Raw genomic sequence first — 16,900 nt, forward strand, 5'->3', positions numbered from 1 at the left:
TATTGATTTTGAAGAAAAACGATACCAAAGCTTTTTAGTAACTGACACCGTGGTTCTAGATTGTGAATTAACAAGGCGTTATCGGGTGGATACTTATAAGGCAGTTAAAATGGTTGAGAATTTAGGATTGCGAACATTCCGTGAATTGAAAACATTAAAGAATGATATTGATTCGCCAAAAGGTGATTCTTTATATTTCTCAAATGATACCTTGGTGCGTTATAGATATATTGATTATTCCGATGACTTTGGCGTAATTGATGAAGAAGTTCTTTCTAAAAAAAATATTGATAAAATTGTAATTGAGAAAGTGAGACTTGATTCAGTAATGTTCTCAATTAGAAATCCAATAGATTTTATAGCTTCTGAATCTCCTTGTGACCTTATTGCTAATTCTGGCAGTTTAGGAATTAGCCAAAAATATAAATTTGAATCAGTTTTGTATAAAAGCATTCAATTAGCTAAACTAGGTTGGATCAATGTAGATAGATTTTATCCCGATATCGAAGAACGTCTTGAACTGCAGATCAGTAATGGCGATCAACTTACATTATTATATATCATTGACGAATCAAACAATACGGTTTTGAATGTGTACGCGGATGAGAGTAAAAAAATTTTACTACCTCAAGGCAAGCAATTTAAAGTATTAGGTTTTTTTCTGGATGGCGAGCAACTATTTACTGCTATGAAGCGTATTCGCCTTGTAGAAGATCGTAAAATAGAATTAAAGATGAAGCCTGTTGATTTTAATGAAGTTGGAGGTTATTTAAAATAACTTCTAATAATCCCCCTGATCCAACTGGTTTTGGTTTAAATTGATAAGTTCTCCGGTTTTATCAACTTGAACCTCGAAGATCTCGTAGATCAACGCATCATCACTTCCTGAGGTTTTTACGTGTAAGGTAGCGGTGCCGTTAGGCCCTTCAATAGGAATGGTCGCTTCGCTGGTTTTGTGTCCGTTTTTGTAGTTTACCGAGTAACTGCCCATTCCGTCTTTGGTTATGGGTTCGCCGAGGACTTCTATTACTTGCGGGTTGCTTTTTGCAATTTCCAGAGCATCATTGCCGCCACTGTCATTTTGAACACTTTTCACAAATCCAAAAATGGCACCTCCAAGAGCCAAAACACCTATAATGATAAAGGTGAAACAACCGCCTACGGGCACGACCCATTTCCAATTTCTTGACCACCAGCTGCGTTCTTCCGTTACGAGTTCGTTCATTTTAAGTTCTTTTTGATTGATGTTACTAAACTAAGCGTTTTTGATCATTCTCGATATTTGATGCCTTATTTTTGCAGCAGATTAAATGGATTTCTGTCTTCCTTTTAGGAAACAGTAATAGAATAATATCTGCGGTGCAGATAAAGATTGAAGATGTGAAGCATGTGATCGCAATTACCGGAATGGCTGCAATTTCTGCAGCAGATACCACTGAAAACCAGCTTGGAAAACACGCCCTGTCCTACGACGGCCAACTTGAGGCTTGGGTAGGCAAACTTCCGTCAGCACTCAAAACTAAGGTTGAAGCCATTCGCACAGAAAACCGAAATTACCAGGCTTTGGATGCTTCAGTATTGTATGCGATGTATGTCTCAAGATTGGCGACGCAACAAGCCGGTTGGCAACAAGGAAGTGATTTTGGGATCAACATGGGTTCGTCTCGCGGTGCAACGCAGCTTTTTGAGCAGTATTTTGAGCATTTCCTTCAGCATCATAAAAGCGAACCATTAGCTTCTCCAACAACAACATTAGGAAATCTTTCTTCTTGGGTTGCGCAGGATTTACAAAATAACGGTCCTGACATTTCGCATTCCATTACCTGCTCAACGGCTTTGCATGCGATGCTCAACGGCGTAGCCTGGTTGCAAGCCGGGATGTGCGATAAATTTTTAGTAGGAGGTAGTGAGGCGGCATTGACGCCGTTCACCATCGCACAGATGAAAGCCATAAAAACGTACTCAAGAGCTTCAGCAGATGCGCAGTTCCCGTGTTTGGCTTCAAATCTTGATAAAACTGAAAATACAATGGTTTTGGGCGAAGGTGCTGCTGCAGTTTGTCTTGAAAAGGGGCGAAATGAAAATGCATTGGCGTATATCACCGGAGTAGGTTATGCGACTGAAAAGCTCAAACACGCGGTATCCATTTCTGCGGAAGGATTATGCTTTCAAAAGTCGATGCGTATGGCGATTGAAGCTGCTTTTGGAACTGATCAAGACGGTCAGATTTTGACCTTTGCAGAAATGACCAAGAAAGTAGATGCAATTGTGATGCACGCGCCGGGTACGATTGCCGGTGATAAAACCGAATATCTGGCTATCAAAAAAATATTTGGAGAACGTCTTCCGTTATTAACAACCAATAAGTGGAAGATTGGTCACACCTTTGGAGCGAGTGGTTTGCTAAGTTTTGAAACGGCGATGCGCATGCTGCAACATAACGAATATGAGGAAGTTCCTTTTATTTCGGCTCAAGAGTCACCTCAAAACATAAAAAATATCCTGGTGAATGCAGTTGGTTTTGGCGGTAACGCTGTGAGTATTTTAATAAGCAAGGCATAGTTTGCCCTAGTTATAAACAACATATTTAGTATTTTTGAAACCGCTTCCAGAACTTAAACTTCATAAATTCTGATTTTGAAGATTTGGGTTTTTAAGTATAAAAATGATTTACATGAGACACAATTGGACCCGCGAAGAAATTCTAGAGATTTATAATAAACCCTTGATGGAATTGCTTTATGAAGCTGCCACTGTACATCGTGAGTTTCACGATCCCAATACGGTACAGGTTTCAACCCTACTTTCAATAAAAACAGGTGGATGTCCCGAAGACTGTGGGTACTGCCCTCAGGCAGCGCGCTATCATACAGATATCGAAGGGAATGATCTTATGGGAGTGCAGCAGGTTAAAGCGCAGGCTTTGCGCGCCAAAGCAGCCGGAAGCTCACGTGTTTGTATGGGAGCTGCCTGGAGAAATGTAAAAGACGGTGAAGAGTTTGATCAGGTTTTAGAAATGGTGCGTACCATTAATAAACTGGATATGGAAGTATGCTGTACGCTAGGGATGATCACCGAAAATCAGGCGCAGCGTCTGGCAGAGGCTGGTTTATATGCATACAATCATAACTTAGATACTTCTGAAGATTATTATAAAGATGTGATCTCTACTCGTGCCTTTCAGGATCGCTTAGATACTATAGGCAATGTACGTAAGACCAATGTTACGGTATGTAGCGGTGGAATCATAGGAATGGGAGAAAAAGTAGAAGACCGTGCAGGAATGCTGGTGGCGCTGGCTACTTTAGATCCGCAGCCCGAGAGTGTGCCTATCAATGCGCTTGTAGCAGTTGAAGGAACTCCGATGGAAGATATAGAACCTATTTCTATTTGGGAAATGGTGCGTATGGTTGCCACTACCCGTATTGTAATGCCGCAAACTCAAGTGCGACTAAGTGCAGGACGTACACAGATGAGTAGAGAAGGGCAGGCCATGTGTTTCTTTGCCGGAGCAAATTCGATTTTTGCCGGTGATAAATTGCTTACCACACCTAACCCTGATGTGAATGAGGATATGGAAATGTTCAAGCTGTTAGGATTAAATCCACAAGCACCTTTTGTGAAAAAAGCACAACCGGAAACTGTTGAAGCAGCAGATTCTCAACATTTGCCTAAAGGCGAAAAACCAAAATGGTCACGACCAGGGCATACCATTCCGCGTAATGAAGAAGCAAAGGCAAAGGCTAAAGCTTAATTAAATTTTAGAGCATACTTGAAACTTACCGAAATACATAGGGTAAAAAGCATTACCAAAGCGGAGTTTGTAAAAAACTACCTCAAGCCACAAAAGCCGGTGGTTATAGAGAATCTCATAGGAGATTGGCCGGCCTATGACAAGTGGAGTTTAGATTATATAAAAGAGATCGCCGGCGATAAAGAAGTGCCGCTCTATGATGACCGCCCGGTAACGCACGAAGATGGTTTTAACCAGGCGCATGCTAAAATGAAAATGGCCGATTATATCGATTTGCTAAAGCGCGAACCTACCAACTATCGTATTTTCTTGTATAATATTATGAAGGAAGTGCCTTCACTTAAGAAGGATTTTAAGTTTCCGAAAATAGGATTGCGGTTGATCAAGCAGATCCCGATGGTGTTTTTTGGGGGTGAGAACTCTAAAGTATTTATGCACCACGATATCGACTGGGCAAATATTTTACACTTTCATTTCCACGGAAAAAAACGCTGTATTTTATTTCCGCCAGATCAAACAGAAAACCTGTATAAAGTGCCACATTCTTTGATAACAAGAGAGGATATTGATTTTGACCATCCGGATTATGAGAAATTCCCTGTGCTTAAAAAAGCTGAAGGTTTAGTGTGTGATCTGAAACACGGGGAAACTTTATATATGCCCGAAGGCTATTGGCATTATATGAAGTATGTAACGCCCGGATTTAGCATGAGCTTGCGTGCATTGCCTAGAAAGCCTAAACACCTCTTACAAGCCGTGTATAACGTTTTTATCATGCGTCATTTTGATAACTTGATGCGTCGCCGTAAAGGACAAGCCTGGATTGATGAGAAAAACGAGCGTGCTATTGCAGAAACCCATAAAAAACACGGGTTGGCGGTTTAAGGAATCAACGCTTTAGCCTTTTCATAAACCCAATCTCCCGGCCAGCCGCGGTACATTAAGTAGTCGGCTAATTTTTTACGCTTTTTGTATTTGTCTTTTTCGGTGAGTTGGTCAAAACGCTTTTGAGCCAGTGCGTCAAACGTATTTCGGTATTCTTCTTCGGGGATTTCGGTAAAAGCTTTGTTGATGAGATAGGTGCCTATTTCGCGTTGCTTCAATTCTTGTTTGATGCGGTTTTTTCCCCATTTTTTATGGCGAAATTTTCCGCGAGCAAAACTGCGCGCAAAGCGTTCTTCATCTAGAAATTTATGCTGGAGTAAGTGGTACATGATCGCGTCTACAGCATCGGGGATCATTCGCATTTGAATCAATTTTTCGCGCACCTCTTTATGACAGCGATCTTGGTAGGCGCAATAGGCCTCAAGCTTGCGCTTGGCTTCTTCTACAGTATAGGTTTTTGTGGGTTGTTGATTCAAAATTCAAAGTTGAGAATTCAAATTTAAGGTCTTTTTACGCCAATACATACCGGACGGATTAAAAGGTTTCAACCGCTCTTCTTCAGGAGCAATGCTTATTAGAGTAATAAGGGTCCAATAAAAAACCCCCACCGTTTGCACGATGAGGGTTGTTTCAGTTTATCTAATTTCTTTCCCGTCTTTTGTAAAACGGTACTCGAGATACGTGTAAGCATCTCTGGGCATTATCTTAACCCATTTTTTGTGTTCTAAAAACCATTTAGAACGTACTGAAGGGAAGCCTTTTGTCAAGAAGGCTGCTATAAACGGATGCGTGTGTAACGTGATCTTTTTATAGTCTTTTTTGAATAGTTTGATCAAATCTGCTTGTATGCGATTTACAACACTAATAGGCGCTTCGATCTCACCGTCTCCGTTAGGGTCTTTTTCGCGAGTTTTTATATTCATCTCGGGACGCACACGTTGACGTGTGATTTGTATAAGACCAAATTTACTAGGCGGTAAAATTTTATGCTTGGCACGATCGTCGCTCATTTCATCACGCAAGTGATTAAACAGTTTTTTGCGATTTTCGGCTTTGCCCATATCGATAAAATCTACAACAATGATCCCACCCATATCACGCAGACGTAGCTGTCTTGCGATTTCGGTGGCAGCGATCAAATTCACTTCTAAAGCAGTGTCTTCCTGACTTTTTGCTTTGCTTGAACGATTACCGCTATTTACATCTATTACGTGAAGGGCTTCGGTATGTTCTATTACCAGATAAGCGCCTCTACTCATAGAAACGGTTTTGCCAAACGAAGTTTTTATTTGACGCTCTATGCCATGTTTTTCATAAATAGGCACAGTGTTTTGATAGAGTTTTACGATACTTTCTTTGTTAGGTGCAATCTCTTGCAAGTAATCTTTGATTTGGTAGTACAATGTTTCATCATCTACGCAGATGTTTGTAAACGAGTCATTAAAGAGGTCTCTTAACATAGAAGAGGCTCTGTTCATCTCGCCTAAAACTTTACTGGGTAAATGAGCATTGTGTAATTTTTTACACATGGCGGTCCAGCGGTCCACCAAGTTTTGTAGATCTTTGTCTAACTCTGCAACCATTTTTCCTTCAGCGACTGTGCGCACAATTACGCCAAAACCTTTTGGCCGTATGCTTTGCATCAGACGTTTAAGTCTTGCTTTTTCTTCGCGGGACTCTATTTTTTGAGAAATAGAAATTCGGTCAGAAAAAGGAACGAGAACCACATATCTCCCGGCGATAGAAAGCTCACTGCTTATTCTGGGGCCTTTAGTTGAGATGGGTTCTTTTACTACTTGAACAAGAATTGACTGGTTAGATTTAACAGCATCCGCTATTTTTCCGTTTTTGTCAATGTCTTTTTCTGCAGGAAAGTTTTTTAAGGAAAAATCCTTGAGTTTACCTGTGCTTACACGTTTTACAAATTTCAAAAGAGTGGGAAGCTGAGGTCCTAAATCGTGATAGTGCAAAAATGCATCTTTCTCGTAGCCAACATTGACAAATGCGGCATTAAGACCAGAAACCGTTTTGCGTATTTTGGCGATAAAAATATCACCTACACTAAACTGGTTGTCTTCCTCATCCTTATGTAATTCTATTAGTTTACCATCTTTTAAAAGGGCAAAATCAACTGAAGTGGAACTGGATCGAATTATTAATTCATTATTCACGCTTCATTAAATTATATCCACAGCATCATCCACAACGGATTGCTGCAAAAGATTAAACATTATTTTTCACAGGATTTTGTGTTTACGATAGGAGATATTTGTTTTCTAAAATAGCTTCAGAAAATTATCTCCAGATGTCAATGAACAGTATTATACGAGATGTATAATAAAAGAAAAAGTAGTGCTAGACTACTTTTTCTTTTTGTGACGGTTAGCACGACGACGTTTTTTACGCTTGTGCGTCGCTACCTTGTGTCTTTTTCTTTTCTTACCACTTGGCATAAGAACTCAATTTAAAATTAATAGTTAGTTTTCGTCTACAGATACGTTAGACTTAACGCCTTCTACAAATACCTTTGCAGGTTTGAATGCAGGGATGTTATGTGCTGGTATCTTGATTGTAGTGTTCTTAGAAATGTTACGGCCGGTTTTCTCAGCACGAGTTTTAATGATAAAACTTCCAAAACCTCTCAGGTAAACATTGTCACCACCTTCTAATGAATTTTTAACTTCAGTCATGAAGGTCTCAACAGTTGCTTGTACATCGTTTTTCTCGATTCCTAGTTTCTCAGAAATTTTGGCAACAATATCTGCTTTTGTCATTACTTGTTATTTTAGGGGTTAAAAATTTTCAAGGGTGCAAATATACATATTAATAAATCAATATTTCAAGCGTAAAAGATTAAAATATAACTAGATAAACGGTTAATTTGACCAAAAGGTATTTTTTGTGTTAAACTTTTCTAAAAAACTCATACACTGGTATTTACAGAATAAGCGCGAATTGCCCTGGAGGCAAACTAAGGACCCTTATAGAATTTGGCTGTCTGAAATCATACTTCAACAAACGCGAGTAGAGCAGGGAATGCCCTACTATTTTAGCTTTGTAGAGACCTATCCTGATGTAAAAGCATTGGCTGATGCTCCCGAAGATGACGTCCTTAAATTATGGCAGGGCTTAGGTTATTATTCACGCGCTAGAAACCTGCACGCTACAGCAAAAAAAGTGGCTTATGAACACAAAGGCATTTTCCCTGATACGTATAAAGAATTAAAGAAGCTTAAAGGAGTGGGTGATTATACGGCTAGTGCTATTGCTTCTATTTGTTTTGACGAGGCGGCTGCTGTTGTTGATGGCAATGTATATCGCGTGCTCTCCCGAATTTTCGGAATAGACACTCCTATTAATAGTACACCTGGCGCTAAAGAATTTAAAGCTTTGGCACAGGAATTAATAGATGAGAAGGATCCCGCCACGTTCAATCAGGCGATTATGGAATTTGGTGCGACACAATGTAAGCCTAAGAATCCGTATTGTTTGCATTGCCCGTTCAATGAAGGGTGTATTGCTTTTCAGCAAGGAAAAATTTCCGATCTGCCCGTCAAGAAAGGAAAGATCAAAGTGAGAGATCGGTTTTTTAACTATTTGATCTTTATAACGCCAGATGGTCAAACCATGCTTCAGCAGCGGGAAGGTAAAGGGATATGGCGTGGACTTTTTGATTTTCCGCTTTTGGAGACGGAAAAGGATTTGCCGGAAGCGCGCTTCCGCGAAAGCGTAAATTCCTTAAAGATCACCACAAAAGAAAAAAGTATACGTTTTAGCGATTTGCCGGTAGAAGAGGTGATACTTCAACAACGAGACCCTATTATTCATAAGTTGTCGCATCAAAAACTACACGTAAAGTTCTGGGTGGTAAAGCTTAGTGAAGCGCCTGGTTTGCAGACGATCGCCTATGAGCGTTTAGGTGATTTTGCAGTGCCCCGGGTAATCGATCGCTTTATGGAAGACTTTGATTTTAAAGACTTTTTATAATAAAATCAAGAATTTTGACCCGTATTTATTGTGAGGTGTTAACGCCATTTTAGTTGAGCAACTCCTTAATTTTAGTTACTTTTGACCTCTAAAACTTAGAGAATATGTCTGGTACGCTAAATAAAGTAATGCTCATAGGGCACACGGGTGATGATGTAAAGATGCACTATTTTGAAGGTGGCGGGGCGATAGGTCGTTTTCCGCTTGCGACAAATGAGACGTATACCAACCGTACCACCGGTGAGCGCGTAAGTAATACCGAATGGCACAATGTAGTTGTGCGTAATAAAGGTGCAGAAATCTGTGAGAAATACCTGAAAAAGGGTGATAAGGTTTATGTAGAAGGAAGAATCAAAACCAGAAAATGGCAAGATGAATCTGGTACTGAACGTTACAGTACAGAAATTCAATGCACAGACTTCACGTTCTTAACGCCTAAAGATGCAAGCGGAATGACCACACAGTCAGGAGGTGCGCAACCTGCACAGAGTACCGCTCCGGCAAGTACACCAAAACCATCACCTTCTCCGGTAGCTCCCGGCTATGACGATGATGATGAAGACGATTTACCATTTTAATTATACCGACTAAACAAATTAATTGCATTGGATCCTGACCCCCCAAGTTTATTAATTATTCAGCAAGGTTTTTCTATGACCACGGTTGTAGAGATCATTGCGGTTCTTATTTTACTTATTTGCTCGGCATTGATCAGTGGTACAGAAGTGGCTTTTTTTGCACTTACTCCAGCTGATCTTGAACTTGATGTAGAGAAGCAAACCAGAAAACAAAACCTGGTGGTGCGTCTTCTTGAGAAGCCCAAAAAATTACTTGCGACTATTCTTGTGGCAAATAATTTTATAAACATTGCGATCGTCCTCATTTTTGCCAGCCTCGGTGAAACCCTCTTTGCCGGTCTTGAGCAGTATCAATTCTGGATCATTAACCTTCGCTTTCTAGTTGAAGTTGTCGCGGTTACTTTTTTGATCTTGATGTTTGGCGAGATTTTGCCTAAGGTTTATGCAAGCAGAAATAAGGTGCAGTTCTCTGGTCAAATGGCTTACCCGATGGTGGTTTTAGATACTTTGATCTCCCCGTTGAGCGTTCCTATGCGCGCAGTTACTTTGTTTTTGCAAGACCGATTTGGTAAGCAAAAAGCTAACATTAGCATAGATCATCTGGGGCAAGCGCTTGAGCTTACCAGTGAAGAAGATACCTCGATCGAAGAGCAAAAAATTCTTAAAGGTATCGTGAGTTTTGGTAATACCGATACCAAGCAAGTGATGAAACCGCGTATGGATATTTTTGCGCTTAATGAAGAATTGACCTATCAGGAAGTGATTCCGTTGATAATAGAAAATGGGTATTCGCGTATCCCTGTTTTTACTGAAAACATTGACAATATTGCCGGGATTCTTTACGTAAAAGATTTGCTTCCGCATATTGACAAAGAAGACTTTGCGTGGACGAGCCTGTTGCGCGATCCCTACTTTGTTCCCGAAAACAAAAAGCTTGACGACTTGCTTAATGAATTTAAAGACAAGCGTAATCACCTCGCGATCGTTGTTGATGAATATGGCGGAACAAGCGGATTGATCTCTATGGAAGATATTATCGAAGAAATCGTGGGAGACATCAGCGATGAGTTTGACGACGAAGATATTATCTTCTCAAAACTTGATGATAATAACTATATATTTGAAGGTAAAACTTCACTGAAGGATTTCTATAAAGTTATCAAGTTAGAAGACAATACTGCTTTTGAAGATAACAAAGGAGAGGCTGAAACGCTAGCCGGTTTTTTACTAGAAATTTCTAAAGGTTTTCCGCGGAAGAATGAGATACTAAATTTTGAACATTATGCGTTTACTATTGAAGTAATCGATCAAAAGCGTATCAAACAAATTAAGCTTACGATTAAAGATATCGATTAGCTGTAAATACAGTCTCTTGAAGCAATTCAGTATTTATTTTTTTACCACTTTTTTGTGCGTGAGTTTATTCTCGTGCAAAGAGGATGTGTTGCCTAAACCAGATGGTTTTTTGGCGCTCAATTATAGCGAGCCAAAGTATATAGATTATGGAAGTGCCGATTGTCCCTACGGATTTATGAAAAACACCAAAGCAGTTGTGCGTTATAAAAGCGATTGCTCTGCAGTGCTTGAATATCCTGAGATGAATGGGGCATTATATCTTACCTACAGGCCGGTAGAAAATAATATTAAAGAATTGCTTATTGACGCGCAAAAACTCACCTATGAGCACGTTGTAAAAGCCGATAATATTGCCGAAGAAAAGTATGTAAATGAGTATCACGGCGTCTACGGTATGTTTTACGATGTGGCGGGTAACGCGGCTTCTCAGTCTCAGTTTTATGTGACTGATAGTACTTCGCATTTCATCACAGGCTCTATTTATTTTAATGTAACTCCCAATTACGACAGTATTCTACCTGCGGCGGCTTATCTTAAAAACGACATTAGGCATTTAATGGAGTCCCTCCGCTGGAAGAAATAATAGCTTCACGATGCTATTCTGACTTTTAAATCTCAATTTTGCAGCCTCAAAATAGAGCTATGCAGGCATCTAATAAAAAGTGGCTATATCTTTTCATTCTTTCCTTGATCTGGGGTACCTCGTACATCTTGATCAAAAAAGGTTTGGTGGGTCTTACCCCTTTACAGCTTGGAGCATTTCGCATCATTTTTACAACAATTTTTCTTTTTCTTATTGGTTTTAGATCACTGTTTAGAATTACAAAGACACAATGGGGTTGGGTGGCGTTAAGTGCGCTGCTGGGTACTTTTTTACCGGTGTTTTTATTCGCTTATGCCGAAACGCAAATCGACAGCAGTATTGCATCGATCTTAAATTCTTTAGTGCCGTTATTCACTATTTTTCTTGGCTTTTTGCTGTTTAAGATAGCCTTTACACGCAATCAGGTGGTAGGTGTGATTCTGGGATTACTGGGTGCGGCCATTCTTATCTTTCAAGGAGCAGAAGTGAATCCTGATCAAAACTACGTTTTTGCAGGTTTGGTGGTTATTGCGGCCTTATGTTATGCGGGTAATGCCAATATCTTGAAGTCAAAACTTCAAGAGGTTTCTTCGCTGGCTATTGCAGTAGGAAATTTTAGTGTTATGCTTATTCCTGCGGTAATCGTGCTTTATTTCGCCGGTGGAATGCAGCTCGATGTTGCAGAACCTGCGATTAGAAGTTCATTGCTGTATATTGTGATTTTGGCATTTTTCGGTACTGCATTGGCTAAAATTCTATTCAATAAATTGGTTCAAATCTCTTCTGCTGTGTTCTCAACTTCAGTAACCTATTTAATTCCGATAGTGGGCATTTTTTGGGGATTGCTTGATGGTGAGCGTTTCACATTGATCCATCTTTTAGGAGCCGGTGTTATTTTAACCGGTGTTTATTTGGTGAATGCTAATAGAAAACAAAAAAAGACCAACACTTAAGTTGGTCTTTCTTGATTTATTGGTCCCGCCAAAGGATTTAAACCCCTTAGCTATTTGACAAAAACCTACTTTTTACTGAAAGTCAGCGTCACTCACACCTTCATTAACTTTAATCTCGGTAAAAGTAAACTCGATGTTTTGAGGTCCCATCGATTGTGAAAGTTTGTGAGGGAATAACACACCGCCTACAGACTTATAATCGTCAAAAAGCATAGTTTGTACAAAGGTTTGTCCTTGCATTTGTTGTGTTGTTTCTTCCTTCAGTTTTAAGCCGCTTTCAGTAGCATAAAATGCTTTCTTAGCATCTGTCAATTGAATTACGTAAGCATCTTTACCATCTACTTTTTCAACGCCTTTTAATGTGATCGTTTCATCGCCTAGCATTGCCATTTCAGGAATGATAGCAGCTTCTTTTTTAAGGGCTTTTATTTGCTCTGCTGGCAGGTTCATTGTTTGTCCTTGTTTAGAAACTGAACCAGAATCCCCGTTAAGTACTTGTTTAGACATTACATTACCCATGACAGAGATTTCCTCTAAATACTGGTTATTGCTCGTCTTTTTGATGGTAAGTTTAAGCGGTGTTCCTTGCACGCTTCCTTCTCCCAACATCATTATAGAATTGATACCGGCAACAGCCTCTTGACCACCAACGGCTTCAATATAACTGTTGAAAACGTCTGTAGCTGTAAGGCCTTCTGGCATTGCTACTTCATAAGAAGGCTTTGCTACATTGTTGGCATTTTTGTCATAATATTTTACCGGAATGGTTTTTCCGTTAAAGCTTACCTTTTCTAAGTTTTCTAGAACCTCACTGCCTTTTCCTGCGATCACGATGCGGGCATTATCACTTAAAAAATACTTTTTAGCAACACGCTGTACGTCTTCAATAGTAACGGCGTTGATCTTGCTTAAATAATTCTGATAGAAATCTTCAGGAAGACCTTCGGTTTCTTTGTTAAGCGCAAAACGTGCGATAGTACTTGGCTGCTCTAAAGAGCGCACAAAACTACCTATATATTTAGCTTTTGTATTTTTAAGATCCTTTTCAGTAACGGGTTCTTGACGAATCTTGTCAATCTCTTCTAGGAACGCAACTACAGAGCTGTCTGTCACCATATTTCGCACACTTGCTGAAGCGCTAAAAGAAGTCTTGCCGTATTTGTCATTATTTATACTGGAATAAGCGCCATAGGTATAGCCTTTATCTTCTCTAAGGTTTAAGAATAAGCGGCCTTCTCCACCGCCACCCAGAATCTGATTGGCCATCAATGCCGGAAAGTAATCTGGATCACTCATTTTAAGATCAACAAGATTCTCAACAATTACCTGAGATTGTACTGCATTAGGCATATCAACAAAATTGATTTCGGTAGTTGCAACATTTTCTGGATTCGAGAAATCGTTGCTTAATGCAGCTCCTTTTTTCCAATCTTTAAAATAGGTAGTTACCCAGTCTTTAATGTCTTTATAGTCAACATCTCCTACCACAACGAGATAAGCGTTATTTGGGATAAATGCCTTGTTGTAAAAAGCCTTAGCGTCAGCAAGAGTAATACCTTCAATACTCTCTTGAGTTTCAAACTCCCCTTTAGGATGGTCTTTACCATAAAGTAAGGCACGGCTCACTTTACCAGCAGCAGCTTCTACACTTTTTTCATTGGTTTTTAAACTTTCAATAAGGATATCTTGCTCTTTTTCAAATTCTTCTTGTGTGAAATTTGGGTGAATAGCAGCGTCTGCAAGAAGTTCAAGAATGCGTTCTGCATATTGTGAAAGTCCGCCTGCGGAAGCATATTGAGAACCAAAATTCATACGAGCTCCCATATAATCTACTTCCTCATTAAAATCATCTTTGCTGATGTTGGCAGAACCTTTTCCTAGCAAAGCGCCTGATAAGGCTGCAGCTCCTGTTTTTTCTCCTTCTGCAATAGGTGGATTGTCAAGCGTTAGTGTGTAGGATACGCGTGGTAATTTGTGGTTTTCTACAACAATAACTTTGAGTCCGTTTTTTAACGTGAAGGTTTCCGGTTCGCTAAGATTGATCTCAGGTGCAGGTCCCGGTTTTGGTTGTGTGCTTCGGTCTATTTGTGCAACAGCACCAAGGCTGCAGATAAATAGTAAGCTAAAGAATATATTTTTCATCTAAATTATATTTTATTTTCGTTTCTGAAGATTAAGCGGTAGAGCTTTCGATTATTGCTCTTCTTTTTTAGGAAGATATTCTACTTCTACGCGTTGGTTAGGCTTTAGGTATTTGTTTGCTACTTCCTTAATTTCTTCCCGTGTGATAGAACGATAGATTTCGATTTCAGAATTGATCAGGTTTGTGTCATCATAAAGCATGTAGTTGCGTGCTAAAGTATTTGCAATACCAGAAACACTTGAATTTGAATTCACAAAATTGGTTTCAGCCTTATTCTGTAATTTTTCATAATCAGATTCAGAAATAAGCTCATTACGCAGTTTTGCAATTTCTTCTTCCATACCTTCAAGAAGGGTGTCTAAACTGGTTTCGCCTAACGGAAGACCAAAAATGATGTACATTCCATAATCTTCTTGCTCGAGATTGATCGCGCCGATCTGGAGGGCTTTCTTCTCGTCGTCAACCATTTTCTTATAAAGCTTAGAGCTTTTTCCGTCGCTTAAATAAGAAGAGATCATATTTAAAACATAAGCGTCGCGATCGCCGTAGCCCGGTGTGCGATATGCAGTAAGAATCGCAGGAACCTGAATGTTTGAATCATAAAATTGGGTACGCGTAGCTTCAGTAATAGGCGCTTCAGTAGGATAACTGCGCTCTAGCTCTGGTCCGCTAGGAATAGGCCCAAAATAATCTTCGATCATTTTTTTGGTTTCATCCACTTCAATATCACCCGCAACTACAAGCACTGCATTGTTAGGCTTGTAATATTTTTTGAAATAGTCTTGAAATTCCTGTAGTGAAGCCGCATCAAGATCTTCCATATATCCTACATTAGGATCTTTGTATGGGTGATTCTTGAAAAGCTGCTCGCTGATGGCAAACAAGAACTGCCCATATGGAGAGTTGTCGTAACGAAGACGACGTTCTTCTTTTACCACCTCATTTTGCGTGTCGACCCCATCTTGTTTAATGATTGGGTGCAGCATGCGTTCAGATTCCATCCATAATCCTAATTCCAGATTATTTGAAGGGAATACCTCATAATAATATGTACGGTCTTGAGAAGTGTTGGCATTATTGGTTCCGCCGTTTGAACTTACGATCTCAAACCATTTTCCGTTCTCGATATTTTCAGTTCCTTCAAAGAGCAAATGCTCAAAGAAGTGTGCAAAGCCGGTACGGCCATCTTCGCGATCTTTACCACCCACGTGATACATAACAGAGGTTGTAACCACAGGTGCAGTATTGTCTTGATGTAGGATAACATGTAGCCCGTTGTCAAGATCATATTCTTCAAATTCTACCTCTTGCGCCTGAATAGTAAGGCTCATTGCAAGAATTGAAGCCAGTGAAAAAAACGTTTTTTTCATGAAAAAGAGTATTTATTTTGTTTTGGTTATACGTAAGTTAAAGAATGCCTTTGTTACACACTACCTCAACTTTAACATTAATGATTATGTTTAATTATTTTGGGGATTAATTAAACAAAATATGAGGTGACTTGACTAAATTTAACAAGATGTTAGCTGATATTGAGGGATTTAATGGTGAAATTTATAAGGAATCAAAAAAATAAAGTTATGCTTAAAATTGCACTTCCTATACGTTTTGGCATCGCCATATCAGCTGGTTTGATCGCCTATTTTCTTGTTTTAGCCTTATTTGGGCTGCATACAAACCCATTGTTTAGTCTATTTAACGGGGTAATTACCGGTTTTGGGATTTATGAAGCCATCAAGTTTTATAAGCTAAGTAAAGGCAAAGATTTTGAATACGGAGATGGTTTTTCTGTGGGCGTAGTGACCGGCTTTGTCGCAACTATTATTTTCACGGCCTTTTTTGGTCTGTATGCAGGAAATATCAATCCGGAATTTCTAAGCAATATGATCACCGCCTGGGAAACTACCTATAATACAAGTCTGGGTAGTGTTATCTTTGTAGTCGCTATTATGGGTTTTGCGACAAGTACCGTACTCACCCTCAGTTTTATGCAATTATTTAAACCAAGCTGGAATTTAAAGAAGAAGCCTAAAACTTCACAGGCTTAAAATTACATTATACATTTGTATTGTAAGTAAATAGCTGTATATTTGCGCCCTCTTAAACCAGAAGGTTTGAGAATTTTAAAAACTATTTTTTAATAATTACGCTATGTACGCAATTGTAGAGATAGCAGGGCAGCAATTTAAAGTTGCAAAAGACCAGAAGGTTTTTGTAAACCGCTTGGCAGGAGAAGAAGGAGACGAAGTTTCTTTTGATAAAGTTCTTTTGGCAGGAGATGGTGACAACATCACTTTAGGCGCCCCGGCTATAGAAGGAGCTCTAGTAGGAGCAAAGATTTCACGTCACTTAAAAGGAGACAAAGTAATTGTTTTCAAAAAGAAAAGACGTAAAGGTTATAAGAAGAAAAATGGTCATCGTCAATCTTTAACTGAGATTGTAATTGGCGATATTTCTTTAAAAGGAGGCAAAAAAGCTGCTCCTAAAGCTGAGAAAAAAGAAGAAGCAAAAGCTGAATCTTCTGATGATTTAAGTAAGCACACTGTAGCTGAACTTAAAGAAATGGCTAAAGAAAAAGGTCTTGAAGGATATTCTTCAATGAAAAAAGCCGAATTAATTGAAGCTTTAAGTAAATAATAATCTACTAAAAACTTAAAATAA

General features: G+C 39.3%; 17 protein-coding genes. 11 read left to right on the top strand and 6 right to left on the bottom strand.

Annotated features, from left to right (window positions below):
* Positions 1–85: 85 nt before the first annotated feature.
* Entirely contained in the window at positions 86–778 is a 693-nt protein-coding gene (locus tag MED217_RS00740; RefSeq protein WP_154648882.1) for a hypothetical protein, read from the top strand.
* A 3-nt stretch (positions 779–781) separates the two neighbouring features.
* On the opposite strand, the gene MED217_RS00745 is transcribed toward MED217_RS00740, so the two are convergent.
* Positions 782–1,225: a cytochrome c oxidase assembly factor Coa1 family protein gene (locus MED217_RS00745; RefSeq protein ID WP_009778546.1), complete on the bottom strand. Its 444-nt coding sequence runs from the start codon at positions 1,223–1,225 to the stop codon at positions 782–784.
* Between the two features lie 71 nt (positions 1,226–1,296).
* Between MED217_RS00745 and MED217_RS00750 the strand changes: the two genes are divergently transcribed.
* The 3 genes from MED217_RS00750 to MED217_RS00760 all read left to right on the top strand — a co-directional run bounded on the left by MED217_RS00750 (position 1,297) and on the right by MED217_RS00760 (position 4,639).
* Positions 1,297–2,562, top strand: a complete 1,266-nt coding sequence (locus MED217_RS00750) for a beta-ketoacyl synthase N-terminal-like domain-containing protein (protein WP_009778547.1) — start codon at positions 1,297–1,299, stop codon at positions 2,560–2,562.
* 103 nt (positions 2,563–2,665) lie between these two features.
* On the top strand, positions 2,666–3,754 hold the full coding sequence (gene bioB, locus MED217_RS00755; RefSeq protein WP_040532466.1) for a biotin synthase BioB: 1,089 nt from the start codon (positions 2,666–2,668) through the stop codon (positions 3,752–3,754).
* Positions 3,755–3,772: 18 nt separating this feature from the next.
* Complete coding sequence (locus MED217_RS00760) at positions 3,773–4,639, top strand: cupin-like domain-containing protein (protein WP_009778549.1); 867 nt, start codon at positions 3,773–3,775, stop codon at positions 4,637–4,639.
* Here MED217_RS00760 and MED217_RS00765 read toward each other — a convergent pair.
* The 3 genes from MED217_RS00765 to MED217_RS00775 form a co-directional block, all read right to left on the bottom strand.
* Positions 4,636–5,115 carry a regulatory protein RecX gene (locus MED217_RS00765; RefSeq protein ID WP_009778550.1) on the bottom strand — a complete coding sequence of 160 codons (480 nt, stop codon included), beginning with the start codon at positions 5,113–5,115 and terminating at the stop codon, positions 4,636–4,638. The genes MED217_RS00760 and MED217_RS00765 overlap by 4 nt on opposite strands.
* A 159-nt stretch (positions 5,116–5,274) precedes the next feature.
* The gene (locus tag MED217_RS00770; protein WP_009778551.1) at positions 5,275–6,810 is read right to left on the bottom strand and encodes an Rne/Rng family ribonuclease; all 1,536 of its coding nucleotides are present in this window, start codon (positions 6,808–6,810) and stop codon (positions 5,275–5,277) included.
* A 306-nt stretch (positions 6,811–7,116) separates the two neighbouring features.
* Positions 7,117–7,413 (bottom strand): HU family DNA-binding protein, encoded by a 297-nt coding sequence (locus MED217_RS00775; protein WP_009778552.1) that lies wholly within the window; start codon positions 7,411–7,413, stop codon positions 7,117–7,119.
* Between the two features lie 127 nt (positions 7,414–7,540).
* Here MED217_RS00775 and mutY point away from each other — a divergent pair, with 127 nt between their 5' ends.
* From mutY to MED217_RS00800, 5 genes are all read left to right on the top strand, one after another.
* Positions 7,541–8,626, top strand: a complete 1,086-nt coding sequence (mutY, locus tag MED217_RS00780; protein WP_009778553.1) for an A/G-specific adenine glycosylase — start codon at positions 7,541–7,543, stop codon at positions 8,624–8,626.
* A 104-nt stretch (positions 8,627–8,730) separates the two neighbouring features.
* Positions 8,731–9,204, top strand: coding sequence for a single-stranded DNA-binding protein (locus MED217_RS00785; protein WP_009778554.1), 474 nt, complete (start codon positions 8,731–8,733; stop codon positions 9,202–9,204).
* Between the two features lie 27 nt (positions 9,205–9,231).
* Complete coding sequence (locus MED217_RS00790; protein ID WP_009778555.1) at positions 9,232–10,560, top strand: gliding motility-associated protein GldE; 1,329 nt, start codon at positions 9,232–9,234, stop codon at positions 10,558–10,560.
* A gap of 16 nt (positions 10,561–10,576) precedes the next feature.
* A complete protein-coding gene (gene gldD / locus MED217_RS00795; RefSeq protein ID WP_050759307.1) occupies positions 10,577–11,143 on the top strand; it encodes a gliding motility lipoprotein GldD in 567 nt (188 codons plus the stop codon).
* Between the two features lie 59 nt (positions 11,144–11,202).
* A complete protein-coding gene (locus MED217_RS00800) occupies positions 11,203–12,096 on the top strand; it encodes a DMT family transporter (RefSeq protein WP_009778557.1) in 894 nt (297 codons plus the stop codon).
* A 72-nt stretch (positions 12,097–12,168) separates the two neighbouring features.
* Here MED217_RS00800 and MED217_RS00805 read toward each other — a convergent pair whose 3' ends face one another.
* Together MED217_RS00805 and MED217_RS00810 are read right to left on the bottom strand one after the other, a co-directional pair.
* Complete coding sequence (locus MED217_RS00805; RefSeq protein ID WP_009778558.1) at positions 12,169–14,238, bottom strand: insulinase family protein; 2,070 nt, start codon at positions 14,236–14,238, stop codon at positions 12,169–12,171.
* A gap of 51 nt (positions 14,239–14,289) precedes the next feature.
* The gene (locus MED217_RS00810; protein ID WP_009778559.1) at positions 14,290–15,609 is read right to left on the bottom strand and encodes a M16 family metallopeptidase; all 1,320 of its coding nucleotides are present in this window, start codon (positions 15,607–15,609) and stop codon (positions 14,290–14,292) included.
* Between the two features lie 210 nt (positions 15,610–15,819).
* Here MED217_RS00810 and MED217_RS00815 point away from each other — a divergent pair, with 210 nt between their 5' ends.
* Positions 15,820–16,287 carry a DUF4199 domain-containing protein gene (locus MED217_RS00815; RefSeq protein ID WP_009778561.1) on the top strand — a complete coding sequence of 156 codons (468 nt, stop codon included), beginning with the start codon at positions 15,820–15,822 and terminating at the stop codon, positions 16,285–16,287.
* A gap of 103 nt (positions 16,288–16,390) precedes the next feature.
* The gene (gene rplU, locus MED217_RS00820) at positions 16,391–16,876 is read left to right on the top strand and encodes a 50S ribosomal protein L21 (RefSeq protein ID WP_009778562.1); all 486 of its coding nucleotides are present in this window, start codon (positions 16,391–16,393) and stop codon (positions 16,874–16,876) included.
* Positions 16,877–16,900: the final 24 nt, after the last annotated feature.

The organism is Leeuwenhoekiella blandensis MED217 (genome assembly GCF_000152985.1).
Classification (GTDB): Bacteria; Bacteroidota; Bacteroidia; order Flavobacteriales; family Flavobacteriaceae; genus Leeuwenhoekiella; species Leeuwenhoekiella blandensis.